The 25393-nt window shown below is 46.8% G+C and carries 18 protein-coding genes and 1 riboswitch; of the genes, 6 read left to right on the top strand and 12 right to left on the bottom strand.

Annotation, left to right across the window (positions count from 1 at the left end; translation table 11 throughout):
• Positions 1-35: 35 nt before the first annotated feature.
• Positions 36-2780: an AAA domain-containing protein gene (locus tag MHB80_RS20260; protein ID WP_341278667.1), complete on the bottom strand. Its 2745-nt coding sequence runs from the start codon at positions 2778-2780 to the stop codon at positions 36-38.
• A gap of 184 nt (positions 2781-2964) precedes the next feature.
• Positions 2965-3828: an RNA polymerase sigma-70 factor gene (locus tag MHB80_RS20265; protein ID WP_341278668.1), complete on the bottom strand. Its 864-nt coding sequence runs from the start codon at positions 3826-3828 to the stop codon at positions 2965-2967.
• Between the two features lie 247 nt (positions 3829-4075).
• Here MHB80_RS20265 and MHB80_RS20270 point away from each other — a divergent pair, with 247 nt between their 5' ends.
• A complete protein-coding gene (locus MHB80_RS20270) occupies positions 4076-4396 on the top strand; it encodes a metalloregulator ArsR/SmtB family transcription factor (protein WP_341278669.1) in 321 nt (106 codons plus the stop codon).
• A 95-nt stretch (positions 4397-4491) separates the two neighbouring features.
• Positions 4492-5571, top strand: coding sequence for a saccharopine dehydrogenase NADP-binding domain-containing protein (locus MHB80_RS20275; protein WP_341278670.1), 1080 nt, complete (start codon positions 4492-4494; stop codon positions 5569-5571).
• Between the two features lie 207 nt (positions 5572-5778).
• Here the strand turns inward: MHB80_RS20275 and MHB80_RS20280 are convergent, their stop codons facing one another.
• The 3 genes from MHB80_RS20280 to MHB80_RS20290 form a co-directional block, all read right to left on the bottom strand.
• Entirely contained in the window at positions 5779-7755 is a 1977-nt protein-coding gene (locus tag MHB80_RS20280; protein ID WP_341278671.1) for a methyl-accepting chemotaxis protein, read from the bottom strand.
• A gap of 90 nt (positions 7756-7845) precedes the next feature.
• A riboswitch (cyclic di-GMP riboswitch) is annotated at positions 7846-7931 on the bottom strand.
• 316 nt (positions 7932-8247) lie between these two features.
• Positions 8248-8904, bottom strand: coding sequence for a SprT family zinc-dependent metalloprotease (locus MHB80_RS20285; protein WP_341278672.1), 657 nt, complete (start codon positions 8902-8904; stop codon positions 8248-8250).
• A 3-nt stretch (positions 8905-8907) separates the two neighbouring features.
• Complete coding sequence (locus tag MHB80_RS20290; protein ID WP_341278673.1) at positions 8908-9384, bottom strand: GCN5 family acetyltransferase; 477 nt, start codon at positions 9382-9384, stop codon at positions 8908-8910.
• Between the two features lie 185 nt (positions 9385-9569).
• Here MHB80_RS20290 and MHB80_RS20295 point away from each other — a divergent pair, with 185 nt between their 5' ends.
• Together MHB80_RS20295 and MHB80_RS20300 are read left to right on the top strand one after the other, a co-directional pair.
• Positions 9570-10025 (top strand): MarR family transcriptional regulator, encoded by a 456-nt coding sequence (locus MHB80_RS20295; protein WP_341278674.1) that lies wholly within the window; start codon positions 9570-9572, stop codon positions 10023-10025.
• A 118-nt stretch (positions 10026-10143) separates the two neighbouring features.
• A complete protein-coding gene (locus MHB80_RS20300; protein WP_341278675.1) occupies positions 10144-11496 on the top strand; it encodes an MATE family efflux transporter in 1353 nt (450 codons plus the stop codon).
• Between the two features lie 102 nt (positions 11497-11598).
• On the opposite strand, the gene MHB80_RS20305 is transcribed toward MHB80_RS20300, so the two are convergent.
• The 7 genes from MHB80_RS20305 to MHB80_RS20335 form a co-directional block, all read right to left on the bottom strand.
• Positions 11599-12810: a VWA domain-containing protein gene (locus tag MHB80_RS20305; RefSeq protein ID WP_341278676.1), complete on the bottom strand. Its 1212-nt coding sequence runs from the start codon at positions 12808-12810 to the stop codon at positions 11599-11601.
• A 3-nt stretch (positions 12811-12813) separates the two neighbouring features.
• Positions 12814-15123 (bottom strand): DUF5682 family protein, encoded by a 2310-nt coding sequence (locus MHB80_RS20310; protein WP_341278677.1) that lies wholly within the window; start codon positions 15121-15123, stop codon positions 12814-12816.
• Positions 15120-16223 (bottom strand): AAA family ATPase, encoded by a 1104-nt coding sequence (locus MHB80_RS20315; protein WP_341278678.1) that lies wholly within the window; start codon positions 16221-16223, stop codon positions 15120-15122. The genes MHB80_RS20310 and MHB80_RS20315 overlap by 4 nt, the downstream gene beginning before the upstream one ends.
• Positions 16224-16280: 57 nt before the next feature.
• Positions 16281-18074 (bottom strand): HEAT repeat domain-containing protein, encoded by a 1794-nt coding sequence (locus MHB80_RS20320; protein WP_341278679.1) that lies wholly within the window; start codon positions 18072-18074, stop codon positions 16281-16283.
• A gap of 192 nt (positions 18075-18266) precedes the next feature.
• A complete protein-coding gene (locus tag MHB80_RS20325) occupies positions 18267-19712 on the bottom strand; it encodes an SWIM zinc finger family protein (protein ID WP_341278680.1) in 1446 nt (481 codons plus the stop codon).
• 437 nt (positions 19713-20149) lie between these two features.
• Positions 20150-22714, bottom strand: a complete 2565-nt coding sequence (locus MHB80_RS20330; protein ID WP_341278681.1) for a LuxR C-terminal-related transcriptional regulator — start codon at positions 22712-22714, stop codon at positions 20150-20152.
• Positions 22715-23073: 359 nt separating this feature from the next.
• Positions 23074-23784, bottom strand: coding sequence for a tautomerase family protein (locus tag MHB80_RS20335; RefSeq protein ID WP_341278682.1), 711 nt, complete (start codon positions 23782-23784; stop codon positions 23074-23076).
• Positions 23785-23917: 133 nt separating this feature from the next.
• On the opposite strand from MHB80_RS20335, the gene MHB80_RS20340 reads away from it, so the two are divergent.
• Together MHB80_RS20340 and MHB80_RS20345 are read left to right on the top strand one after the other, a co-directional pair.
• On the top strand, positions 23918-24793 hold the full coding sequence (locus MHB80_RS20340; RefSeq protein ID WP_341278683.1) for a LysR family transcriptional regulator: 876 nt from the start codon (positions 23918-23920) through the stop codon (positions 24791-24793).
• A gap of 131 nt (positions 24794-24924) precedes the next feature.
• Positions 24925-25386, top strand: coding sequence for an Lrp/AsnC family transcriptional regulator (locus MHB80_RS20345; RefSeq protein ID WP_341278684.1), 462 nt, complete (start codon positions 24925-24927; stop codon positions 25384-25386).
• Positions 25387-25393 lie beyond the last annotated feature (7 nt).

The raw sequence follows: 25393 nt of genomic DNA on the forward strand, positions 1-25393 counted from the left end.
AATTTCCTCTTCACAATTTAGAGACTTTATCCATTTTAATGACCCAGAATTTCATCTAACTTGCTTCTAATTTTCTGAGCTTCATTTGATCCGGTAGTAGGTAATCTAAGCAAACATAAATTATACTTTTCTAATATATTGTTCTTCTTCACATCTCTTGCGGATTGGTCTTTGTTATTACGATGAGAAGCAAATCCATCTACTTCTATAACTAACAGAGGCTGTTTATTAAGTGAATCGTATAGAACAAAATCCACTGAAGCTCTATTTTTCACATATTTAATCTCATCTTCATCCAAGCGCTCAGTATCATTTAATAAATCTTTAAGATAAATTTGTGTACCAAAAATAACACCTTTATAAGGTTCTTCGTCTAATAAGTCTTTCAAAACACGCCACATGATGTTTTCTGATTTATATTTAAATTTCGAAATCAACCTACTTTGCAAATGATTAAGCTTTGTAGAATATTCAGTATAAAGCAAATCAAATACTGAAATCAGATCACTTTTTGTAATATGCTCGTGCAAGGAATTGTACTCTATATATCGAATTAAATTTCCTACATCTTTTCGAGAATTTCGAAATAATTCGTGATCTGTCACTAGAATAAATTGATTTTGCGCTCTTGACACAGCAACATTAATTAAACGCGGATTCTCTACAAATTTCCTTCCAATTTTCCCTATTTTACTCTGATCTAGTACAGTTGATAAAATCATAACCGGTTTTTCACGGCCTTGATATTTGTGAACCGTATCAATTTCAATATTCTTCTCTAGCATCATGTTGGCCTCCTCAACCTGTAGACGGTAAGGAGTAGTAAATCCAATATCATCATCTGAAATATGAGCTAATTGAAGTTCTCTTAGTATCTCCTCTTTTACTGAATCAATTTCCCGATGATTAAAACTACCTTCCTTCCCTTTCACTGTTACTTTTCTCATATGGTTTCCTGGTGACGTATAATGCAATCGTATCGGGACATCCGATACTCCTTCATTTGTGAACGGAATTAAATCATTATCATAATATTGGTTATTACAAAAACCAATTATTTTAGGATGGCATCTATAGTGCTCCCTTAACATAACTTTTGGAAGTTGCTCGTCATATACAGCAAGCATTGTAGAAAGTAAATTATGATTAAAATAATCATAGGCGTCCGGTATATCCATTTTTTTGAGTTTATCTTTAATAGTGGTATCCACTATCTGAGGCAATTGTTTAGTATCTCCAACAATAATAACCCGTTTGCAGCATGATAAAGCGAGTGCCCCTGTTAATAAATCTACTTGTGAAGCTTCGTCAACAATAATGTAATCGAATAAAAAATCTTGAGGAATACATGTAAGTATAGAGTGCGTTGTACTCAGTATTATTGGGAATTTACCAATAAAATGTTTAAATGTATTTTTATAGTTAGTAACATCCCCAAAATAAGGACTTTCAAGACTATACTTAGTGTCAAGTTTGTGATTAAACAAAGTTGATGAAATACTTTCATGCTGTTTCAACAAGTTCACAAAAGATTCCTGATCTAATTGACATTGCAGCTCGTTTTTTTCATCCTCCAATTCCTTTATTTTGGATTCATAATAACGCATTTGCAAGGTTGAAATTAATTCTGTACGGTTTTCCTTCAATTTTTTAAAATCAATAAATCCATACTTAAATAAAAGTTTCGCTTTTCTCAAAAATCGCACAGAGCGATTCCCCACAAAATATTCATCTGCTAAAAAAGAAATTATTGTATCTGGAGTTTGCCTTTTAAGGAATAACCGTTGGATGTTGCTAATATCATTCTGTACATTGTGAACTTGAAAGTGCTTTTGCTCCAATCTATATGCTGAAAGTTTATGCTCAATTTTCGCCTTCTGATTGGAAGTTTCCAGTAGATGATTAAGCTTATCCGATAATTCAGAAAGTTGTTTTACAAGCTGTTCCTCATGAATTAATTTTGTGTCTTGTAATTTTTTATAATGAGGAGGATTTTGAAAAAAGACGTCTTTTTTCTTGTTATTACCTAAATCCGCAACAATAAAACCGTAGCCTGCCTTCTCCAATTTATCTTTTACATTCTGTACCGCAGCATTATTTCCCGATACTACTGCAACTGTATTACCTCTCATAATAGCCAAATTGGCCAAGATATTTAAAATAGTCTGTGTCTTCCCTGTTCCCGGAGGGCCCTCTATAATTGAAATCTGATTACATAACACCTGTTCAAGTGCTGTTTTCTGACTCAAATTAAAACGAAAAGGAAATATTATTGGCTCTGTATTTGGCTCAAATTGAATGATCGGAGCCTGGTTTACATATGTGCCAAGCACACTATCTGCATTAACTTTATTTATTTTCCCTATTTCTCTTTTTAAAAAAGCCTCCGTTTCATCCTCAGTATTTGTATATCGAGCAATATCATTTAAGTATTCCATGAATTTTTTTTCATTATTTGTAATGATAATTTTTTCAACACGAATAAATTCAGAAAGGTAAATTTGAGGTTTGCTATTGCGAAATATAACTTTAGTGAATTCATCAAATTTCAAAATTTCATGCACATTTTTAAGATTCTCATTCTTATGATATACTCTGTTATTATTCCCAGAAAAAATGATCGGATTTTTCTTTATTTTGATGTTTCGCAATAAATACTTATATGACTGCCCCTGATTTTTATAACGAATATGTACTTGATCATTATATATGCTGTATTCTTCAATGCTTGCTGTTTTATCACCCTTGCTTGTGATAATTAAAATACTGCGTTCATCCATTCTTCTGATTTCTCCTAATGTGTATTTAGTACCACTATGTAGTTCAATATAACTAAAATATTCTCCAACTCATTTGAAATTCCTCTAAAAATTAGAAATTTATGAATAATTAAATTAAAAACTAATTTCATTCAAATTGAACACAAAAAAGCTGTACTTTTCAGCACAGCTTTCCTATATTTAATCAATTCATTCGCTCCAGCTTATCCGGATTGCGGATAATATAAATATTTTGCAGCAGCCCTTTTTTGATATGAAGGAATACGGCGGAGGTTACGCGCTCTTGCTGCTTGAACATGATGGCAGTCTGGCCGTTCAGCTGTGTTATCTTGATGTCGAAGCGACCGCCCTCTCCTTCGCTCGCCTTGCGAATGACGCCAAGCAGGAAACGGGCCACATGCTCGCTCGTCTGGATCGGACGAATAGCGGCACTCACCTTGCCGCCTCCATCGGATAGCAGTACAGCATCACTGGCAAGCATCGACAGCACGGTATCCACCTTGCCCTCGGACAGAGCGGAGAGAAATTGCTGCGCCCACTCGTCGCTAACCGCTCCTGCTCCCGCCAGCTCCTGCTCCGTAACACCCATTTTCCCCCGGGCCCGGCTAAGCAGCTTGCGGCAGTTCATTTCACTTTTGCCTGTCATTTCTGCAATAGCAGCGTAATCGAACGAAAGCGCCTCTCTTAGCACAAATACCGCCCGCTCGGCTTGCGATAGCCGCTCTAACAAGGCAAGCATCGCATAAGATAACAGATCACCACGCACGACAGCTTCAAATCCATCATCAGCGGTCAATTGCAGCGGCTCGGGCAGCCATGGTCCGATATACTGCTCCCGGCGTTTACGCGCCGATTTGAGCAGGTCATAACAATGATTTGTCATCATTTTGCATAAATACGCCTTAGGCTCCTGCAGCCGCTCCGGCTCCACCCGCTGAAGCTTAATAAATACGTCCTGCACAGCGTCCTCGGCGTCAGATACCGAACCGGTGAGCTGGTACGCCAGCCGGAATAGAAGATTTTTGTACCGTTCATATAGTTCAGTCACTTCGCATGCCCCCATCTATGCTTACTGGCATTTCTTGTTATGATCGATCATATCAAGCTTCCCATTAGGCGTCCATATGCTTATTAAGCAGGCACTTTGTCTCTTCTGTCTCCTTCTTGATCCCTGTACCCATGAAACGAGGAGTCGCTGTTTTTTGTGACATTTCGTGTTGATTTGATTTTTTTCAGGAAATCACTTATACTTAGCAAAACGTTTAAACAATTAAACCATATAGCGGAGTGGAGCCATGAGCGAATTTATCGGCAATCAGAAGGCGATTCATATTTTTGAAAGTTTAAGCCCTTATTTTCAAGGCCTGGGGGACCCCGTTCGCCAGCAAATTATATCGCTGCTTATCGGCAAAGACAGCATGAATGTAACGCAAATTGCTGAGCATATTCCGATGTCGCGGCCTACCGTTTCCCATCATCTGAAAATATTGCGCCAGGCAGGGCTGCTTACCGTTCAGAAAAAAGGAACTGAAATGTACTACCGGCTTGAATTCAATGACGCTATTGCGCTGATGAAACAGCTCGTCCAATTCGCAGAAGAGGAATGCCAATGCTAGTGCCAATATACAGGCTAGCATACAGACATTCCTTTTTCAAACGGCTATAGGTCGAAAAACTTAAACATATAAACATTTAATCGGAGGTTTATTTTATGTATAAAAACAAGGTTCTTATTGTTGGAGGATATGGCGAAGTTGGCAGACAGATCGCCCACATTTTACTTGATCGGCATGCGGATTTGGAAATTGTTTTGGGAGGAAGATCGCCGGGGAAAGCCGCTGCCTTTGAGTCTGAACGTGTACATACTGCGGTTGTAGATACGAATGCGGAAGATCCGCTGCAGCATGCAGGCGAGCATATCTCGCTCATCATCAGCGCTGTCAACGATTTGCAAGATAAGCTGCTTTTAGCTGCCGTGAGAAGAAAAATCCCATTCATCGATGTGACGCGCTGGACAGAGCTATTCGAGCAGTCCTCTGCTAAATTGAGAAAGGTGGAGCTCCATGCTCCTGTCGTGCTGTCTTCCGGCTGGATGGCGGGGACAGCTTCTCTATTCGCTATGCTGCATGCCGATTCGCTTGAGAACGTAGCTGTTGATATCCATGCTCTATACTCCCTGCAGGATAAAGCGGGCCCAGATTCTACCGCCTATATGGATCGGATGACGATCCCTTTTCATATTACGGAAGCGGGAAAAAGCCGACTAGTACATCCGATGACCGATCCGGTGAAAGTTCAGTTCCCCAATGGCTATAAAGCAAAATGCTATCGGCTTGACACCCCCGATCATGTGACATTGCTAAAGGCCAGCCATATTGATACTGCCAGCTTCCGCATCACCTTCGACAGCAAGGCAACCACCTCTTTGCTCGTGGGACTCGTTAACAGCGGGATATGGAAAATGATCAGCGGAAAAAGGTTCCGATCATTCAGGCAGCGCCTGCTCTATAATCCAGGTACCGGCAGCGCCCATCATGTGCTTATTCACCTAAAGGGAAATGACCATAATGGCCGCTCGGTCGAGCGGCGAATCGCCATTTCGGACCCGCTCGGTCAGACTCACCTTACCGCCCTTGGAGCGGCTGTCCAAGCCGAGAAATTGCTGCTAAGGCCTGACAACGAACCGCTCGCTCCCGGCGTTTATTATCCAGAAGAGCTGCCGGATTCGCGGATGGACGCAGCTGCGATTATCGGCTTTTTCAAACAATATGGCGTGCTTGTCTCCTACTAAATTAGAGCGTCATGAAGCCGCTGTACCCGCTAAACCGAACCTATCCCCGTGTCCGCATTCTCAAAATTTCGCTTCTTAATCAACAATGCCACCACGCTGCATCCCTGCCCCTGGAAAGCTAACGATCGTTAGCTTTCCAGGGGCAAAAAAAAGGCCCTGCCATAGCGACAGGATGTCAGCTTTGGACATAGCCTCGTTGTAACTCAACTAAACATTAAACCGGTTAAGCATCGTTTTTAGCTCATCCGCTGTTCGTGTCAGTTGTTCCACAGAGCTGTTTATTTCCATAATGGAGGCAAGCTGCTCTTCCGACATGGCGGCAATCGTCTCAAAGCTTTGGGATGAGTTTTTGCCGATTTGCACACTTTCTTTAATCTCGGATTCCACACGCTCCGTATTTGCATTTAACCGGTCGGCGGCGGCGGCAATCCTCTCCATATGAATGGATACGTCCGTCGTTGTCGTCACTAGCGTCTGGAATAAAACGCCAACCTTCCCCACTTGCTCCAAACCAAGCGCAACTTCACCTGTACCTTTGTCCATTGTCCCCACTGCATGGGTAGTGTCAGCTTGTACCTGATGAATGAGATTCGCTATCTGATTGGAGGATTCTGTAGATTTCTCCGCAAGCTTGCGAATTTCTTCCGCCACTACCGCAAACCCTTTTCCATGGACTCCCGCTCTGACAGCCTCGATTGAAGCGTTGAGCGCCAGAATGTTTGTTTGGGAAGCAATTGATTTAATGACGGACGTAATGTCTCCAATCTCCTCCGAACGCGCGCCCAATTGCTTAATGACTGCTGCGGCTTCATTAACCGTCTGTTGGATGGAATCCATCTGATTGGCCAAGCCACCAACGGCTTCATTGCCTGTTTTTGCTCCTTGGGAAGCCTCTGCGGCTATGCCGGAGGTTTGGTTGGATGTATTCAAAATGCCATATACCCCTTCACCGATTTCACCAATTAACCCCAAATTCCTTTCATATCCCATCATTTGGCCCTGCAATCCGACATTTGCTTGCTGAATATTGGTGGTGGTTTGCTTAACGGTAGATGATATTTGATCCAGATTGCCCAATAGATGTGACGATGAGCTGGCAACAATCTGTCCTTTATCCAAAATAGAAATGATCAGACCTTGCAGATTTTCAAGCATCCCGTTAAAACTTCTGGAAAGCTCGCCGATTTCATCCTTCGTTTCAAATGTCAGCCTGGAGGACAAGTCGCCTTCGCTGGCGGAGAGCCCTTGCAGCTTTTCGTTCATGACGGAAAGCGGCTTTAACGTTTTGCGCATGACCGTATAGATGATTGCTGCGGAAACCAGAAGGCACACGATTGTTACAAAAATCGAAAACCGCAACAAGGCTTCGGCTTCAGCATAGGCTTCGCTTTTGGGAACCAAAATCGCAATGCCCCAATCCATCATGCCAGATTTTCCATAAACGATCATATGCTCCGAGCCGTTAATGACGGCTTCAGCCAAACCCGTGTCGCCATTCGTGCTGTCCGTTACAATTTTATTTAGCGTCTCATTCTCGTAATCGGCCATATTTTTCTGTAGGGTCTCTTCGGGTTTTTCACTGGCCACAACCGTGCCATCCTTTGTATAAACAATCGCATGACCGCTTTGTCCCAATTTCACTTTGGAGATGAGATCAATCAAGTCCTGAATAGGCTGACCTCCATTGCCGACTCCAACGATATTTCCTTGGTCGTCCCTTACAGGAGTAGCCGTAAGCACAATTGGAGTTCCCTCCACCCCGGGAGACTTTGAGCCTACCGGATCAATGGTGACGGTCTCACCGTTGATCGCCCTTTGAAAATGCGGGTAATCCTTTACACTAACCGTTGCTCCCGGCAAATAAAGCGTGCCGTCAGGGGCAATAAATGCAAATTCGTCCGGGTTATCAGTGATCTCCGTCATTCGGTTGCTGTAAGCGAGAATTTCAGGAATATCTCTGTTTCTCACGTCATCGGACTGACTTAATGCCTTGTATTTGGCCTGTGTGCCCTGAATCCAGATATCGATGTAGTTTTGAACAACCGTCAGCTGCTGCTCCGCCTGTTCCTTAAAGTTTGCCTCCAATGTCGTTTTGGCCCTATCATAGCCAAGGAAAGACACACAGCTTAGCGATAGTGTCATTAATAGAGTGGTAATCAGGCTGCTTTTGATGGTTAGTTTCATGGTAATCACTCTTTTTCCTTCATAAATTTTTGAATACGAAAAAAATCCGGGCTGAATAGACTGGATTTGTGTACACATACCCCTTCCTTATTCGGCGACCCGGCTATCATCACGCTTAGCTCATTAGATCCTAAGCTCTGCGTCCCCGCCTTTCAGCGAGTTCGCCTTTATAGAAAAGAATATCGGTAAAATGACACTGAACTTTTATAGTTACACATTATTTTTTTATTAGAACTCTTCAAAACTTACATATTTATCCAAAAAATACAGTGATGATGAGCCAATGAAAGGTTTTTTTGCAATCAACGGAGAACTTGAAGGATATAGAGGAGCTTGCATAAGTAAGATTAGAGGGGTAACGATGAAACCAGGTCAGGGGCTCGGGGCTGGGGGCTGGGGCTGGGGCTGGGGCTGGGGCTGGGGCTGGGGCTGGCGCACCCCAGACGCTTCGGACTCGACAACCATTAGGACGTTCTCTTTGACTGCCCAGCGTCAGAGCGTCATGAAGCCGCCATACCTGGCCAAATACTGTTCTTTTTCTTTATAATCCGGCATAAGGCTGCCTACGCGCCGCCAAAAGGATCGGTCATGATTCATATGAAACAGATGGCAAAGCTCATGGATAATGACGTAATCAATCACATCAATTGGAGCCATCGCCAAACGATAGTTAAAGGTTAAATGCTTGCTGGAGCTGCAGCTTCCCCACTTCGTCGTGGACTCTACGATCTCAACCGTTTTGGGCTTTATCCTCAGCTGCGCCTGATAAATAGGCAGACGTTCCCCTATTAATTTTTTGCAGCTTGAAAAATAAAACTTCTTGAGGTTTTTCCGAAGCTCCTCCTCAGTTAAGCCATCTGTCTTGATTAATTCATGCAGCAAATGCTCTTTGCCAAGGTAGAGAAATTTCTCTGTATCTTGGTATTGCTTCGTTTGCGGCGCTTTAGTAGCCTCCGCAAGATGCTGCGTTTGCTGCAAAATCCATTTCCCATGCCGCTCGACTGCCCGTTTAATGACCTCTTCACTTGCTGCTTTCGGCGCTTTTACCGTAATGAAGCCTGATGGCTCGATTTGAATCGATATTTTCTTTTCACGATTGCCATATTGAACATGAAACGATATCGTTTGATTTTCAAATTCAATGTTCATCGGCTAGTTATAGGTCATCCAGGCTGTCGTGCCGAGCACTTCAAAGTCTTGCTTAAACCAGAAGTTGCGCGTTTTATCCAGTGTGTACACATACATTCTCTGCTTCGGATATTTCGCTTTAAGCCAGTTGATAAAGGATGCCGCATGCCCTTTGCCTTCATATTCCTTCAGCACATCCAGCGCTTCTATAAAAACAAAATCCTTTTTATTTTTAATGTCGATATAAAAGTCCTTTTCCAAATATTTTTCGTCATCGCTAAAATAATCCTTTTCGGCTTTTTCAATGAGCTGCTTGCCGCTTGCATATTCCCAAATAACGCCGTAGCCGACCATCGTCTCTTCTGCTTCAATCACATAAACGTTTTCCGGCAGCTCCGATGGGTCCTTCTGGCTCAATTCGCTTGCATGGTAGGTCGTCGTAATCTCGCCGAGTGTGTTCTGCATTTCTTTATCAAATGGTTTGGCTGTAATGCTAGACATGATTTTAATCTCCTTTTTGTCTGAAAGCTTATCTTCTAGTCGCTCTGACTCGTGACCGTTATCATACCATAATCGATGAATTAAAAAATAATAAAAACGATTTGACAACCGAAATCCATCACGATATATTTAATTAGACATCTAACTATTAGATTTCTAATTCATTTTAACAGAAGGTGATAAGCATGCAGCAAGACCGCAACCTGCAGCATAAATTTCGTATGATCGGACTAATGATGAAGCTCAACGTCAATAAGAAGTTGGAGGCGTACGGGCTAACGGTAGAGCAAGGGCATGCCATTCGGTATATTAATGAACATGAAGAAGGGGGACTTTCCCAGAAGGATCTAGAAATCACCTTTAACCGTAAAGGCTCCTCTATCAGCAGTCTGGTCAACAATTTGGAGAAGAAAGGCCTTATTGTTCGCAGGTCTGATCCGAAGGATGAGCGCCGCAACCTATTGCGTGTAACCCCAGCTGCGAAAGAGCTTCTTGGCTCATTCAATCAATATTTTGAAGATTTTGAACTTACGCTGCTGGAAGGCTTCACCGACGATGAAACCAACTTACTGTTCAGGTTCCTTGCACGCATCGAAGCCAATATCGATGAAGATACAACGAACTCTTTTGAGCGCAGATAGTAATTTTCACAACTCTCGTAACCCCCTCCTACGCATGAAGGGAAGGGGTTATGATCCTCATATAGTTAGAACTCTAAGTAATTAACTGCAAACCATACATGAGAAAGTGGTGACCCACATGGATGCTGAAAACCTCCATTATTTTGAAAAAGCACCGATTTATAAAGCTATCGCTCATTTCGCCGTTCCTATGATGCTCGGCATGTCGATGAGTGTTATTTACTCCATTCTTAACGCATATTTCCTTGGCACCCTGCACAATACCGAAATGCTAACGGCGCTAGCGCTTACCCTACCATTGTTCGCAGCTTTTATGGCGCTGGGTAATCTAATTGGCATAGGCGCAGGTACATTCATCTCCAGATTATTAGGTGAAAAAAGCTATGATGTGGTGAAGCATGTATCCTCCTTCTCCTTCTACACAAGTCTTGTCCTCGGTTTATTGTTGATGATTGTGGGACTACCACTTATTGACCAAATTGTTCATGGGCTCGGGGCAACGGCTAGCTCCTTCGCATTCACAAAAGACTATGTCACCATGATGCTCATTGGTTCGCCGTTTGTCGTCTTATTTTTCTCCTTGGAGAACATTGTCCGCTCCGAAGGGGCCGCAATGACCTCCATGATTGGGATGATTCTAAGCGTTATCGTTAATATTATTCTTGATGCAATCGTTATTTTTGTATTACACGGGGATGTGATGGGAGTTGCAGCAGCAACGGTCATTTCCAACGCAGCAGCAAGTATCTTTTTCGCTATCTATATAGGGAGAAAAAGCAAGTTCCTCAGCATATCGTTGAAATGGTTCAAAGCATCTAAAGAAATTACGAGTAACATTTTCAAAATTGGCACACCCGTATTTATTATGAGCATGTTCCTAGGTGCAATGGGACTGATTTTCAACCACTACCTTATTGAATATGGGAATCAAGCCGTTGCTGGATTTGGCATTTCATCACGACTGCTGCAATTTCCTGAAGTTATCCTGATGGGGCTATGTGAAGGGGTTGTACCACTCATCGCCTTTTCCTTCACGGCCAATAAGCTTCGGATGAAAAAAACGATCAGCTTTACGATTAAGATGGTTGCTGCTTTGGCTACGATCTTCGGTGTTATCGTGTATTTAACTTCGGATCATTTGATTGGCTTCTTCACGAACGATTCGCAATTAATTGAGTTAGGCAGCTATATTCTGCATGTCACATTTTTATCCTTGTTCATTTCGGGGACGACAACGCTCTTCACGGGCATTTTCCAAGCGACGGGTCAAGTAAAAGCGGCTTTCGCAATGGCCATCGTGCAAGGTGTGACGCTCATCCCTGTCTTGTATCTCGCTAATCGCATGAATGGCTTCCATGGTGTTGTCTGGTCGCTCGTTATAGCGGATGCTGTTGCCTTCCTCGTCGGGGCGCTCATGCTTTATGTGCTGCGGAATAAACTCCAGCCGGATTTAGAGCAATTGGCGCAATAAATATATTTTCTATACTGAACGGGTTTTCAGACACGCCCTAATCAAAAAAAGACACGGAAGTCCGCCTTCCGTATCTTTCAGCATCAAATAAAATAAGCTTCCTTACAAAGTCCCCATCCGCTTCGCCAGCTCCGCCAAATCCTGCCCCTTCAGTGCGCCTTCCACTAGGGTAGGGAGCAACGCGGGCGTGCAGGCAAAACACGGCGTGCCATCGCGGGACAGCTGTTTCGCAAGCCCTTCGTCATAGAACGGCTGGCCTTTGTCAGACAAAGCCAGCAGGCACATCGTACGCACACCCGATTCTCGCATTTCCCGCATTCGGCGTATAAGCCCGGACTGATTGCCGCCTTCATACAAATCCGAGATGATAATGAACAGCGTTTTCTTCGGCTCTTCAATAAATTGCTCACAATATTTGACCGACTTATGAATATCCGTACCACCGCCAAGCTGAATGCCGAACAGCATATCAACGGGATCGTTAGCACATTGCTCGGTCAAATCCACAACCTCGGTATCAAACACCACTACTCTAGTATTTAGAGCCGGAATGCTTGCAAAAATCGAACCTATAACCGAAGCCCAAATAATCGAATCAGCCATCGAGCCGCTCTGATCAATATCGATAATGACCGTCCATTCTCGGCTGCGCTGCGCCCTGTCAAAATAATAAAATTTTTCAGGAATGATTACCCGCCGCTCCGTATCATAATGCTTCAAATTCCGCTGAATGGTCCGCTTCCAGTCCAGCCCGCTAAGGGATGGCAGCGGCGAATGCTGTCTCTTGTTGAGCGCCCCCGTCACCGCACGGCGAATATCGGTTTCCAGCAGCTTTACCAGCTCATCTACTACAGCTTTCACAAGCAGTCGCGCCGTATCTTTCGTTTTCTCAGGGATTTTCCCCTTAAGCGAAAGCAGCGTGCCTACGAGCTGAATATCCGGCTTGACGGAGGCGAGCAGTTCCGGCTCGAACAGCAGCTGCTTCCAGCCTTTGCGTTCCATCGCATCATTTTGAATGATAGACACGACATCCTCTGGAAAAAACGACCTCACATCGCCGAGCCACTTGGACAGGTTAAGCGATCCGTGCCCCGCGCTTGACCCTCTTCCGGCTCCAGTGCCAGAGCCGCCCTTCGTACTGCCAGCCGCGCCGCTTTCATCATAAATGGCTGCCAGCGCCGCATCCATAATAAGCTCTTCCTCCGTAAGGGCAAGCCGCCCGTCCTCATTGCAGCTAGCCAATTGGCCCTCCGCTTCTTGCCCTAAAATCAGCCGCCAGCGCGAGACTGTATTTTCTTTCCGATTGTCCTCCATACGCTAAAGGTCCTCAAAATCAAAATCATTCAGATCGTCCAGCATTTTTATCTCTTCCTCCATTAGCTCACCTGTTATAATTTCCGCCGCCTGCTCGCCGCTGACTCCCCACAGCTCGCCCAGCAGCTCGCCAATCATCGTCTTCTCCCTTGAAGAGAAGGAGCTGAAGGCTCTCCGCAAAAAGACAAGCGCCCGTTTAAACTCATCGTCCTGCAGCGAATTAATGTAATGGTTCAGCTGTTCCCATAAGCTTGTCCGTGAGAGCAGACTGTAGCGATTGCGCATCGACAGCCCTTCAAACCAGCCTGCACCAAGATCAGCCGTAATGCCTGGGGACAGGCGCCGTGAAACTTCCGCAGCACACTGCTCAGCGGTAATCGCACCCCGTTCCATCAAGATAGCACAGGCGAAACCGGACAATTTAGGATTGCGGTCGTCTCGCTCCGATAAATGCAGCAGCTCCTGCACCCATAGCTGGTCATCAATGATTTCGCTCTGGTCCTGCGATATGCGGTTTAGCTCATTTATCGCCGTAATCATGCCGCCAGCTGCTTCATCATTGCAGCCCGAGCCATCCAGCAAATATAAGGAGCCGCGGTGGAACAGCTGCACAAGCAGCGGAATGAGCGGCTCAGTATCTACCTTGCGAATGTCGCCATAGCCAATAATCATCGCTAATTCCCGCGCTGCTGCTGCTATTTTCACGACATCGCGGCTGTCGGCGGCCAGCATCTGCAGCACCCTGCTGCCTTCCTCCATCTGCGAGGTCATGCCACAGCAGCCGGCAATATGAATGAGCGCCGAGGCTTCATCAATAGAGCGGCAGGCAAGAAGCTTCTCACGAAGCATATAAGCACAAGCCACTTCAATGGTCTCCCCAAGCAGCGTCGCTTCTACGACTTGAATTTCAGCTTCCGGTGACCACTGGATAAGCCAATTTTCCGCCCAGGTAGCTCCTTCCTGACCGCTTGGCTGGCTCTTTACAAACGATATGCCGAGCAGAAGCAGCCGGTGAAATAAAATGGAACGGTTTAAATCCAAAAAAGCAGCCTCCGCAGAAGCGACCCTGCGATTTTCTCTGAGATCAAGCGTTAGGGTGCTGGCGACCGTCGTCTTGTACTTTTCCAGCTTTAATCTTTTTAGCTGCCGATTCAAATCATCCTGAATAGGGGTTTGGCTTACTCCTTCTGCCAAGCTGCCTATAGCCGTTCCCACATCAACTCTAGCGAGCGCTTCTGCGACAGCAGATAACTCCCCGTGCCCCAGCAGCGTTTGTGCAGCATCATGGAGATCGCGCAAAGTAGGCGCGCTGCCGTCATGCAGCGCAGCAAGCGACTCCGCCATCCGTACAGCTTCAATTACCTCAGCGGTAGAGCGGTGAGTGCCGCCGCTCCTTACCAATCTGGCAACCGAGGCGAGATAACGATGAGGAAGATCATCCAGCGCTCCGCGCTCCAGCGCCTCCCACATCAATTGATAATAGTGGGGCGCATCATTTCCGGCACCATACCCCGACATCGTCGACAGCTTATAATAGGAGTAGGGCATTAGCGTATGCTTGGTGCTGCGGGAAGGCAGTCCCGCTGCCGCCTCATCGCTCATCGCCTCGGTCAAATTCGCTAATGCAGCCGCATGATAGGCGCCGCAGACGACCACGATACGCTGTGGATGATGGCCGGCATCAATCATTTCCTTGATCTGCCGCCGCATATAGGACTCGCGCAAAGCATTATAGGCATGCTCGGCCGGGCGCTCGCGCTGCTCCTTCTCCTCGCCAAGGGCTCTCATCTCCGCTGAAAATGCGAGTATGGCTTCCCGGTACGCGCCGGGATTGGCATTATGCTCAAAGCTGCGCTCCCAATACATATCATAATCGCTTTCACCGGCAAGCTCGGCAATTCGGCTGTAAATGGAACGTTTCTCTTCCCCTTCGGGTACAGCAGAAGGCTCCTTTTCCTTTGATCTGAGCGCGTCCTGCAGCGCCAGCGTCACCGACGAAGGAAGATCGATAAATGCCGCAGCCGCGCCATGCTCCTTAGCCCATTTCATCGCCTGAAACTCCGGCGAATAGACAGCAAAGGGCCATAACACCGTACGCACGGGCAGCTCTTCGGTAAAAGCTAATAGGGCTGCTGGCAATTTAGTAGCAGCATGTGTCAAGTGCTTGATCTCGCCAGTAGCATCGGATGGCCCTTCAATAAGTACCGCTGTCGGCTGAACCTCATTCAGGTACTCCAGCAAATGCTTCGCCCCGCCAGGGGACAAATGACGCACTCCGAAAATAAACACCTGATCCTCAGCATTTACATTCACTCGTTCATCTCCTTGCAGGCTTGATACAAATTCCGCCACTCTGCTCCCCGCTTCTTCATGACGTTGTCCAAATATTCCTTCCAGACGAGCTTGTCCTTATCATCATCCTTGACGATCGCGCCCTGCAGCCCGGCCGCCAAGTCGCTATCGGTCAGCTCCCCGCTGCCGAAGCTCGCGGCCAGCGCCATGCTGTTGGTCAGCAGAGAGATCGCTTCCGCGGTCGAGATGACACCTGCTGGCGATTTCAGCTTCTCTTTCTTGTCGAGCGTCATGCCGCTGCGCAGCTCGCGGAAAATCGTAACGACCTTGAGCAGCGCCTCATCTGCTGGAAGAGAGGCCTCAAGCTCATAGGATGCCGCAATTTCGCCGACCCGTTTTTTCACTATTTCAAGCTCTGTTTCCAGATCCGATGGTGCCGGCAGCACAATAATGTTAAACCGGCGTTTAAGCGCCGCCGACATTTCGTTGACTCCGCGGTCCCGGGTATTCGCTGTCGCAATAATCGAGAAGCCTTTGCGGGCACTCGTTTCTTTTCCAAGCTCGGGTACCGATATCGTCTTCTCGGAAAGGATTGAAATGAGCGCATCCTGAACCTCCGACGCACAGCGGGAAATTTCTTCAAAGCGGGCAATGCCCCCATCCTCCATCGCCCGCATAATCGGGCTTTTCACAAGTGCCTCCGGCGTAGGCCCATTAGCCAGCAGCATCGCATAGTTCCAAGAGTAGCGAACCTGCTCCTCACTCGTTCCGGCGGTTCCCTGCACGACGAGCCCGGAATTGCCATAGATGGCGGCCGCCAAATTTTCCGACAGCCATGATTTAGCGGTGCCCGGCTCGCCAATTAGCAGCAATGCGCGGTCCGTAACAAGCGTTGCAATCGCCATTTCAATTAAACGGGTATTGCCAATGTATTTGGGCGTAATGACCGTCTTGCCGGCTTTGCCGCCAATGATGAAGGTCAGCACCGAGCGGGGCGACATTTGCCAGCCTGCCGGAATTTTCCCTTTCTCTGCTTTGCGCAGCGCCTCCAGCTCGTGACTGTATAAAACCTCCGCCGGAAGCCGCATCATATCCTGAAGCTGTTCTTGATCTGTACTCATTTGTCCATCTCCTTTAAGTTTCAATAGGCTGTTGAACCTTCAGCGTTATGGCAGCCCTTATTTTCGCAATAAGCCGATTATTTCTTCCAGCTGTCGCGCACAGTCGTATCTATAGCTCGGAAGAATGGCTTCCAAGCGGTCTGCATAGCTCTTAGGGAAACAAAGCATTAAATGGAACAGATAAACGGAGAAGCTGTACAGGCTTCTGTCCTTTGAAACCTCCAAAATCTCCATTAACAGCTCAAGACGCCTAGCTTCCTCCACTCCGGCATGCTCCAATCCCTTAAAAACATGTACGCCAATTGTATTTAAACTGGTTTTCTTCTTCTCCTCCTCCTTCCACTCTTGCAGACTCTGCAGCAGAAATTCTTCTACCCTTTTGTGACCAGGCCGTGCAAAAACAGAAATCAGCTTCCAATGCTTACGATCAATGAGCCAGTCCAGCCAGCGGGTATCCCAAGCTTCAATCAGCGGCGCTGCCGTATTGATCTCCCCATTGTAATAGTCATAGCTGGCTACCATATACTCCATCGTATCCAGCATCTGACGATCACGAGCGCTGGTTGCTCTGGTGACGACTTTTTTCAGCTCGCTCCCAATAGAACCCACATAATGCATGTATAATTCCTCAGCAGGCAATAGACGCTTCGCCATGCGGAATGAATATGGCAAAAAACGATGATTTTTGTTATCCAGCTCCTGCAGCAGGCTTAATACTTCTATGGAATTTGTTTGTTCCAAATATTGAGCTGCTTTGTCCAGCAGCGGAATCCAGCTTAAAGAGGTGAAACGGTCCGCTTCGCGTACGATCTGATAAAAAAGCCCCTCAAGCTGCGGCATGCGCACATATTCGAACGCTCTCAAAAACGGCTCGACCTTTCCCCATGCTTTTTCGCTAGCCTTCTCATCCTTATTGTTCACAGGAGCCTGATCCAGCTCTGCCTTGAGCAAAGGAATAAGCCTTTCCGTCAACGGCTCAGATGGAAAGCGGTTGAGCGCCTCCGCCGCGAGCTCCTTGTCCTTTCCAGAAAATGCCGCAAATATACGCTCAATGCCCTGCGCAGAAGCTCCTGCGGCCAATGCGGCATAAGCCGCTTCCCGAATGGGCTTCTTTTTGTCCAGCGTCCAGCCTATTAAGGCATCGGTATATCCCTCATGAAGGGCAAGACATTCGATAGCAGCGACCTTAATTTCATCTGTCCCATGCTCGGCCGCCTCATAGATAAGACCCAGCTCCGCTGCACCAGCCGCCTTATAAATAACACGCAGCTTGCGCACATCACTTTTGCCGCCGGAACGATTAAAGCCCCGGATTAAATACGGAACTACAGCCGCGCCATAGGAGGGCAAAATTTTATCCATAGCAAATTCGGCCATTTCAGAATAGGGGTCCTCCAGTGCGCGAATCGCAAATGGAAAAAGTCGCAAATCGTTGAACAGCCCTTCAGCAAAAGCAGCGGTCACGATTTCGTAGCGGCCGCTGCCTGTCGTCGAAAGCGCCTTTTGCACCTCGGCCAGCTTGCGATAGGAGTAGCTTGTGGATAACGGAACGCCTCCGCCTGCGATATCCAAAACCTCGCCATCCACTGCCGTTTGGCCTTGCGTGTAAAGCACAGAGCCAAGCAGCGTGGCCAGCTCTTGCAGCTTCACGGATGTTTCCGTTCCTTCGCCGGATTCAAGAAGCGCTGTAAGGCCTTCTCCCAATCTTTTAAAAATCGCTGCCCGCTCGCCTAGCTGCTGGAATTGCGGCTGAAGGCGCTTCAGGCGAAAATCTCCCGGAGCCAGATCGCTCCCGGCAATATAAAGCCTCCTTACCTCCTGATGAAGCTCTTGCAATAATGCTGTACTCATGGGCTGTCCCCCTAAAATTATGATAGAAGCTAGTGCGTGTCTGAAAACCCGTTCAGTGGCACCTTTCACCGCCTTTTCGCCCCCTGCTTCGTTCCGTTTGCTTGACGCACCCCCGGTACGCCTTCACAAGCACGCCTTGCATGGAACGAAAATTCGGCAAAATTTGCTGTCCTCAGCGTTCTCAGACATGCCCTAGTATAAAAGCCGAGTTATGGCTTCACCCTTTATAATAGTCAGCGGCTGAGCAACAAGCCGCCCTTGGTCCATCCGGTGCTCAAACATGACCAGAACACAGCAGTCAATAAGCTGAGCGTCATTCAGGTAAGGCAGCAGGGATACGGTGCCTTGCGGCAGCGCTGAAATATCCTCGAGCACAAGCTGTCCTCCGGCTTCATCTATTAGCGCAAACTGCCCGCTTTCTGTTGTTCCGACTTTGGCGGCGTGCAGCAGCATAACGGGCGACTTGTCACTGAGCGGGTTTTTCAGCTGGTTCTTTACGCTCTTGACAGCTTCCGGATAAGAAGTGATCGCCTTCGAAGAAACGTTCGCTAAATCAGCTGCTGCTACTGCTCTCGGCAGCATTTCCTCAAAACGTACCCGTACATTCATATCTCCTGGATACTTGTATAGGTAAGGCACCTGGGCGACTTCAAAAAAGCTGTCATCCTCGCGCATATGCTTTGCTGCTTTGTGAGGACGATATTGCACGGTGCGGTGAATTTCGCCGCTGGCCGCTTCAAGCCAATAGCCAACATCTACGAACTCTTGGCGGGCGTCATCGTCATAGCTGTAGAAGGCCAGCTGCAGCAGCTCTGCTTTTTCCGTAACAAGGCCAAATTCCTTCAGTTCGGTCAACTGCCAGGCATGGCCCAGCCACTCCTCAATCGTTGACGTATGATCTAGCGCGAGCTCTGGGTCCTCCAGCTTGGAGAGCAAATAAGCTCGGCCTTTCTTAATAAAAGCATGCAGCGTAGTCAGTTGTTCCGCCGCATAGGTATAACTCGCTTCACGGTCACGGTCATGATCACCTGCAAGCAGCAGCGCAAACCGCCGCAGCTCAATCTGGGCGCCGGACAAATAATAGTTGCCCAATTGCTTGACGTGTTCCTGGATCGCTTTAAGCATTTTGCTGTCGATGGTGCCAAGACCGCTGCGAATAAGTGAAAGAATCAGCTTTTCCAGCACATCAAGCCCCTCCAGCTGGGCAGCTATTTTTTTCTTCAGCGCCGTCTTGTTCACCTTCTTCGGTTTAGGCGGCTCATCGCTATTTTCCTTTTGCGCTTTATTTTCAACGCGTTTTTCTGCTTTTTCGCGTTTGCTTATAATATCTTCAGGAATCGGTGCCACTTCAAAGGACAACCCGTCTGTGTATGCATACAACAAGCCTAAGCCATGCTTGCAAGGAAATTGGCGGCTGGGGCATGTACAGCGAAAGGTCGGCTTCTCTGGGACGATAAAGTCAACCGAGCACTCATAGTTGGACTTGCCGCTGCCTGAGCATTGCCCAAATAATAGCTCCCCTACTTCGGAACGGTGTAACTGCACAAAGCTTTTTTTCTTAACGAGTCCTTGCCCGTTCTTAATAGCGGCAGCATTCGGAGCAAGCGAATCGACATAGGATGCTGAAATTTCAAGCAAAAAAGATTCCTCCCTACTCATTTCCTATAATTTACTTCACATTCTATTATAAGACATTTGCTAATATTTTTGATAGAGCACTAGAATCTGATTAAATCGCAGATTTATAAATAAATTGTTATAGAAATAGGACTTTTTACACAGAAAAAATTGTAATTAATCTTTGTTTACCAAGGTGAAACGGCTGTCGCCTTCCTTTGGCGGCGCAGCGCGTTTCATTCCGAGAAATATAGAGAAGGGATAGAAACATCATATCCTTTCCTATATTTCAAGGTGAAACGGCTGTCGCCTTCCTTTGGCGGCGCAGCACGTTTCATTCCGAGAAATATAGAGAAGGGATAGAAAAATTTTATCCTTTCCTATATTCATACAAAAAAAGCCTTGCCCCATGGCAAGACTTACAAAGCTGCATTCGTATTCATGCGGAATCGGCCGATCTAGGGCAGCAAAATATTAGATTCCCTTGCTACCTGAAGCGCTTGAACGCGATTGCTCACACCGAGCTTTCTGTATATGCTCTTAATGTGCCACTTTATCGTTTCGTTCGCATTGCCGAGCCTCGCGGCAATTTCCTTATTGGCTAAGCCGTCAGCAATGAGCCGCAGCACCCGTATTTCCTGCTCCGTCAAACTTACTTTCGACTGCTGCAGCTCTTCTGGTTCTACATACAAAGCAAGGAGCAGCATCTGTACATATTCCATCGTTACAACGGGTTCCCGCTGCTCTATAGTCTCCTTAGCTGTATGCCTGGTCTGTTTATAAGCGGCGAGCAGCGCAGTCATCCTTTCGCCTTCATCAATGAAGCTGCGAATATAGCCTTGCGGCTCAGCGAGCCGCAGCGCATCCTCCAGATGGGCAAGCGCGGCATCCATTTTGCCTATTTGCTCAACGATCAAGCTTTGCAAAATGATGCTTTTTATGCGGTCGCGCAGCCGATCCTCCTTGCTTAATAGATGGCTAAGCCGCTTCAGCAAATGCAGCGCATCCTCCGGTCTGCCGCAGGCAGCAAGCACTCTGGCCAATATGAGATGCTCAGGCACGCGGTTTAGCGACACCTCGTCTGTATGCAGCATGCCGCAATGATCAAGCCAATTTTGCGCTTCTTGGATAAAGCCTTGCCGCAGAGCGAGACGAGCTTGCTCGGCCTCAATTCGCAAATAGAACAATACCGCATCGGGAGAATCGATATGCGACTTCAGCCGCACAAGCAGCTCCGTCGCCCGCTCGTTATTTCCCTTGGCCTGTTCGATTTGCGAAGCGCCAACCGCTAAATGAATCATAATTCGGGCAAAAGGCTTAATATCGTCGCGTTCAAGTGCCTGATTCGCATAAAACGAAGCTTCTTCCAGCCGATTCCATTCATAAAGCAATTTGCTGTAAGACACATTGAGGAAGCCGATGAACGGATATTGTTTTTTATGCTCCCAGGCTGTAATCCATCTCCGCAAAAAAGCATCCGCCGCATGAAGGTCGTTAATAAACGCCAAATGGTCGTCAAAAGCATCATAGCCTTGGTAGCGATTGCGTCCCATCGTTTGAAAAAAGCTGCCCTCGGGCATGTACTGCTCCACTCGCTCCAAATAATCCGACGTCAAATTTAAATCTTTATGTAAATAGGAAACGATCGAGCAAAAGAAATAAATATTGCCCATCGCCCGCTTCCAATCCGCTTCGTTTAATTGCTCTTTCAGCGCTGCAAATCGAATTAGGGCTTGCTCTATTTTGCGAAAAGCAGCTTTCCATTCACCTACCCCAAGCAGGACTGAAATGTAAAACATTTCGACCATCGGCTTGTCTGCAAAGGCGCTCTCCGGCATGACGGATAGCCATCTATTTAATACAACGCTTTTGGTTTGCATAAAGGCTATCAGATTTTTTTCTATTAAACGTACGGCATCGTTATACTGCTGCCCTTGCAGAAAATGCTCAACCGCCTCCTGCTCAAGCCCCCGGCTCTCCAGCCACTGGGCGGCACGAATATGGGCTTGCCGTTTTTTAACCGGAGCGTTCCTCAACAGCTGCTGCTGCAAAAAATCCGAAAGCAAATGATGATACCGATACCAGTCGCGCTGGTCGTCCAGCGGAATTATAAATAAATTCAAACGTTCGATTTTTTCCAATTGCTCCTGGCTGTTGGCAAAGCCGGTTACCGCCTCGCATATCGAAGCATTTAATCGTTGTAAAATAGACGTTTCAAGCAAAAAATCACGCAGCTGAATGGGCAGTTGACTAAATACTTCCTCCAGCAAATAGTCGGAAATATGGTGATGCCCCTTAAACTGCTCAATCGATTCCGTTATGTTGCGGCTCTGCTTCAAGGAAATGGCAGCCAGCTGCAATCCGCTGATCCAGCCCTCTGTCTGAAGACACAGCAGTGCCACCTGTTCTTTCGTTAAATGCAGCTCCGTCATATCCCGAAAAAAAACAAACCCTTCCTCCAGCTCGAACCGCAAATCATGCATCTTGATTTGATGATATTCGCCTTTCGCCCGCAGCCTTGCTGTAGGAATGGACAGCTCATTTCGGCTAGCGATATATATATGAATGTGAGCAGGAAGATGCTCCAGCAAATAAATGAAAGAATGCTGAATGGCAGGCAGTTCAATAGAGTGGAAATCATCAAGAATGATGACTAGCTCGCCTTCCAGTGCAGCCAGCTCATCCAGCAGCATGCCCATCGCAGGCTCTGCAGACACCGCTGGCCCTTTGTCGATTAAGGATCGAAGCAAAGGAGCAAAGCCAGCCATAGAGGTCTGAATGGAAGCTGCCACATAGCTCCAAAATGTAATCCAGTCATTATCATGCACATCCAATGAAACCCATGCCACTGGCGAGCTGCATCCTTTTGCCCAACCGCTTAAGGCTGTCGTTTTCCCATAGCCAGCTTGGGCTGAAACGACGGTCAGCTTCGTTTTCATCCCCTCGTCAAGCTTGCTCATCAGCTTCGGCCGAAAGACCAAAGAGCTGCGAATGGGAGGAACATGAAGTTTAATGCTTGCCATTACTGATGGACACCTCCGAAAATGCCTATGTATCTATACTCATTATGTCAGACCACCCCCTAGTATAGCAGAAAATCGGGCAATAAAAATACGGCCCATACTGTTTGACCAGTATCCACCGTATTTGAATGGTTAACATATGAAATAACAAGTATTGAGGTTTCCCACAGATGGACAGCGCCTCCCAGCGGAAGCGTTGCCGCCATCTGTAGTATAGGCTGGCACCATTGGAGCTTGGCAGCTCGGCTGATGCCTTGAGAGGCAAATTGCGTCTTATTGTGTCACTGAAAAAAAAAGTGCTGTATGCTTGTTTATCATAATATGAAGCAAGCGATAAGAAAATCCCCCATTTGGGGGGGTCAGCTCATTTCTTGAAACAGCTGCTTCGCTACTTGTATTGCAGCTGCGGCACGCGGCCACCCCGCGTAAAAGGCAAGATGGGTTAATGCCTCTACGATCTGCTCCTCCGTCAAGCCATGCTGCAGCCCTAGACGAATATGGAAGGGCAGCTGCTCCGTCGATCCGCCCGCCACTAATGCGGATATCGTGAGCAGGCTGCGATCCCGAAGCGACAGCTGCTCTCTTTTCCAAACCTCTCCGAAGAGCACTTCCTCCGAATATTGGACAAATGCGGGCGCAATATCCCCGAACGTCTGCCGAACGTTTGAAGCAATCGTATCTTGAGGCGCAATCATTTGCGCGATTCCACTGCCGAATGTCCAATCCGCAAGCTCCGTCCCGACGAGCATAATGAATACATCTTCCTCTCGAATGGCTAGCTCGCTTGCCAAACGCTGCGCTACCCTTTTATAAAAATGCTGCTTCTGCAACGTGCTTCTTCCCGATTTCAAAGTAATTTGGATATAGAGCAGTTCATCGGTTCGCCTTATGTTTAAATAATGGGGACTATAATAAAACTCGCCCGCCCGATGCCCATGGAATACTTGAAAAAAATCGTCCTCCGGCACATGGAAATGCTCCATCAGTGCGTGCATAATAACTTGGCTAATAGCCGACAATTGCGGCTCATCATATTTATTTTCCAAATAACTGACTCTGACGAATGGCATGCTGGCTTCCTCCTTCAATTGGATGCCCTTATTGTACGCCTTCCTCAATTATTTGTATAATTGAATAAAATCATATTCTTATTCAATTTTATCGAATAAGATGGTTAGCTATTTATACAAGGAGCTGTTCAGCATGGATTTGAAGGAGTTAACGACGTTTCAAACGATTGTTCAAGAAGGCAACTTTTCCAAAGCCGCCCTCAAGCTGCATTATGCCCAGTCTACTGTCACGAGTCAGGTGCAGCGGCTGGAGAAGGAGCTTGGCATTCAGCTGTTCAATCGGGGCTGGGATGCCGAGCTTACGGCCGCAGGGCAGCTGTTCGCCGCCGAGGTAGATAAGCTAATTGGACATTGGCATTATGTAGCGGAGCAGGCGAAGGCTTTGCAGCAGGAGGAGATTGGGACGGTCAGCATAGGAGCGTTAGAATCACTTGCAAAGCAGGTACTGCCTGCCTCACTCCGGCGGTTTCAGGAGCTTAAGCCCCGTGTTTCCTGCCATTTTGTTATAGGCAACACCGATACTTTGTCTCGCGCAGTGCTGCAAGGCAGCCTCGACTTTGCCATTTGCGGGGAACCTGCTGATTCGGCTGCCTTTCGCTTTGAGCCCTTATTTGAAGAGAGTATCGCTTTTGTGGCAACCAACGACCATCCCCTTGCGAGCAGGAAAGGCATAGATTTTGCCGAGCTGCTTGCTTATCCTCTCCTTATTGGAGGAGCTACATGCCTGTATTATTTGCGATTATCCAAGCAGTTTTCACGCTATGACAATGCTCCCCTCCTGCATACGATCAGCCAAATTTCTGCCATTCCGGCATTTATCCAGCAGACAGCCGCTATAGGCGTTGTTCTTGCTTCGACACAGCTGGCGCCGAATCTTGTTGCCCTTGATGTACAGCTCAAGGATGCTTCCATTCCCATTGGCCTGCTGCAGCTGCGCAATGAGGCCTATGCGTCCACATCGAAGCATCAATTGATGCGGTTTATTAAAGAGGAGCTGTCACTTGCTTAAAGTAAGCTTATAGGTTTATGATAGTCGTATTAATGGCTTAATCACCTATAATTATTAGGAAAAAAATTATAATACTTATAAATTCATTGCTTACATTAGTTGAAGCTTTAAATTTAGAGGAGGCATTTTTCATGGATCATGTGGACAAACAAATTTTATTCCATTTGCAAAATCAAGCGAGAATTTCCATGACGGAGCTTGGCAAAAGTGTGGGCCTGTCTCAACCTGCTGTAACGGAAAGAGTCAGACGGCTGGAGGAAAAAGGCATTATCGAGGAATATCGTACGATCATTTCTCCGGAAAAGATCGGCAAGCAATCCATCGCCTATATGCTGTTTCAGACGCGAGATTGCCATGCCTTTCTTGATTTTGTCCATTCCTCTTCCGATGTTATGGAGTGCCACCGCATCAGCGGCCAGCACAATTACTTATTGAAAGTGCTGACCGACTCCACCCGCTCCCTTGAAGAGTTCGGCAATCAATGTGATAAATATGGTACATATACGATTTTGATTGTGATGTCGTCACCCATTGACCATAGGCAGCTTTTCCCCGCTCTTGAGGAAGCACCTTACCTAACCGATTTAGGCTGATGCTCAT

The sequence above is a fragment of the Paenibacillus sp. FSL H8-0537 genome, from assembly GCF_038051995.1.
Classification (GTDB): Bacteria; Bacillota; Bacilli; order Paenibacillales; family Paenibacillaceae; genus Pristimantibacillus.

Coding starts and splice junctions, on each gene's coding strand:
- MHB80_RS20330 (WP_341278681.1), bottom strand. CDS start 22,714: ATGGCAAGCATTAAACTTCATGTTCCTCCCATTCGCAGCTCTTTGGTC.
- MHB80_RS20300 (WP_341278675.1), top strand. CDS start 10,144: ATGGATGCTGAAAACCTCCATTATTTTGAAAAAGCACCGATTTATAAA.
- MHB80_RS20270 (WP_341278669.1), top strand. CDS start 4,076: ATGAGCGAATTTATCGGCAATCAGAAGGCGATTCATATTTTTGAAAGT.
- MHB80_RS20280 (WP_341278671.1), bottom strand. CDS start 7,755: ATGAAACTAACCATCAAAAGCAGCCTGATTACCACTCTATTAATGACA.
- MHB80_RS20285 (WP_341278672.1), bottom strand. CDS start 8,904: ATGAACATTGAATTTGAAAATCAAACGATATCGTTTCATGTTCAATAT.
- MHB80_RS20340 (WP_341278683.1), top strand. CDS start 23,918: ATGGATTTGAAGGAGTTAACGACGTTTCAAACGATTGTTCAAGAAGGC.
- MHB80_RS20290 (WP_341278673.1), bottom strand. CDS start 9,384: ATGTCTAGCATTACAGCCAAACCATTTGATAAAGAAATGCAGAACACA.
- MHB80_RS20260 (WP_341278667.1), bottom strand. CDS start 2,780: ATGGATGAACGCAGTATTTTAATTATCACAAGCAAGGGTGATAAAACA.
- MHB80_RS20275 (WP_341278670.1), top strand. CDS start 4,492: ATGTATAAAAACAAGGTTCTTATTGTTGGAGGATATGGCGAAGTTGGC.
- MHB80_RS20320 (WP_341278679.1), bottom strand. CDS start 18,074: ATGAGTACAGCATTATTGCAAGAGCTTCATCAGGAGGTAAGGAGGCTT.
- MHB80_RS20315 (WP_341278678.1), bottom strand. CDS start 16,223: ATGAGTACAGATCAAGAACAGCTTCAGGATATGATGCGGCTTCCGGCG.
- MHB80_RS20295 (WP_341278674.1), top strand. CDS start 9,570: ATGCAGCAAGACCGCAACCTGCAGCATAAATTTCGTATGATCGGACTA.
- MHB80_RS20335 (WP_341278682.1), bottom strand. CDS start 23,784: ATGCCATTCGTCAGAGTCAGTTATTTGGAAAATAAATATGATGAGCCG.
- MHB80_RS20345 (WP_341278684.1), top strand. CDS start 24,925: ATGGATCATGTGGACAAACAAATTTTATTCCATTTGCAAAATCAAGCG.
- MHB80_RS20305 (WP_341278676.1), bottom strand. CDS start 12,810: ATGGAGGACAATCGGAAAGAAAATACAGTCTCGCGCTGGCGGCTGATT.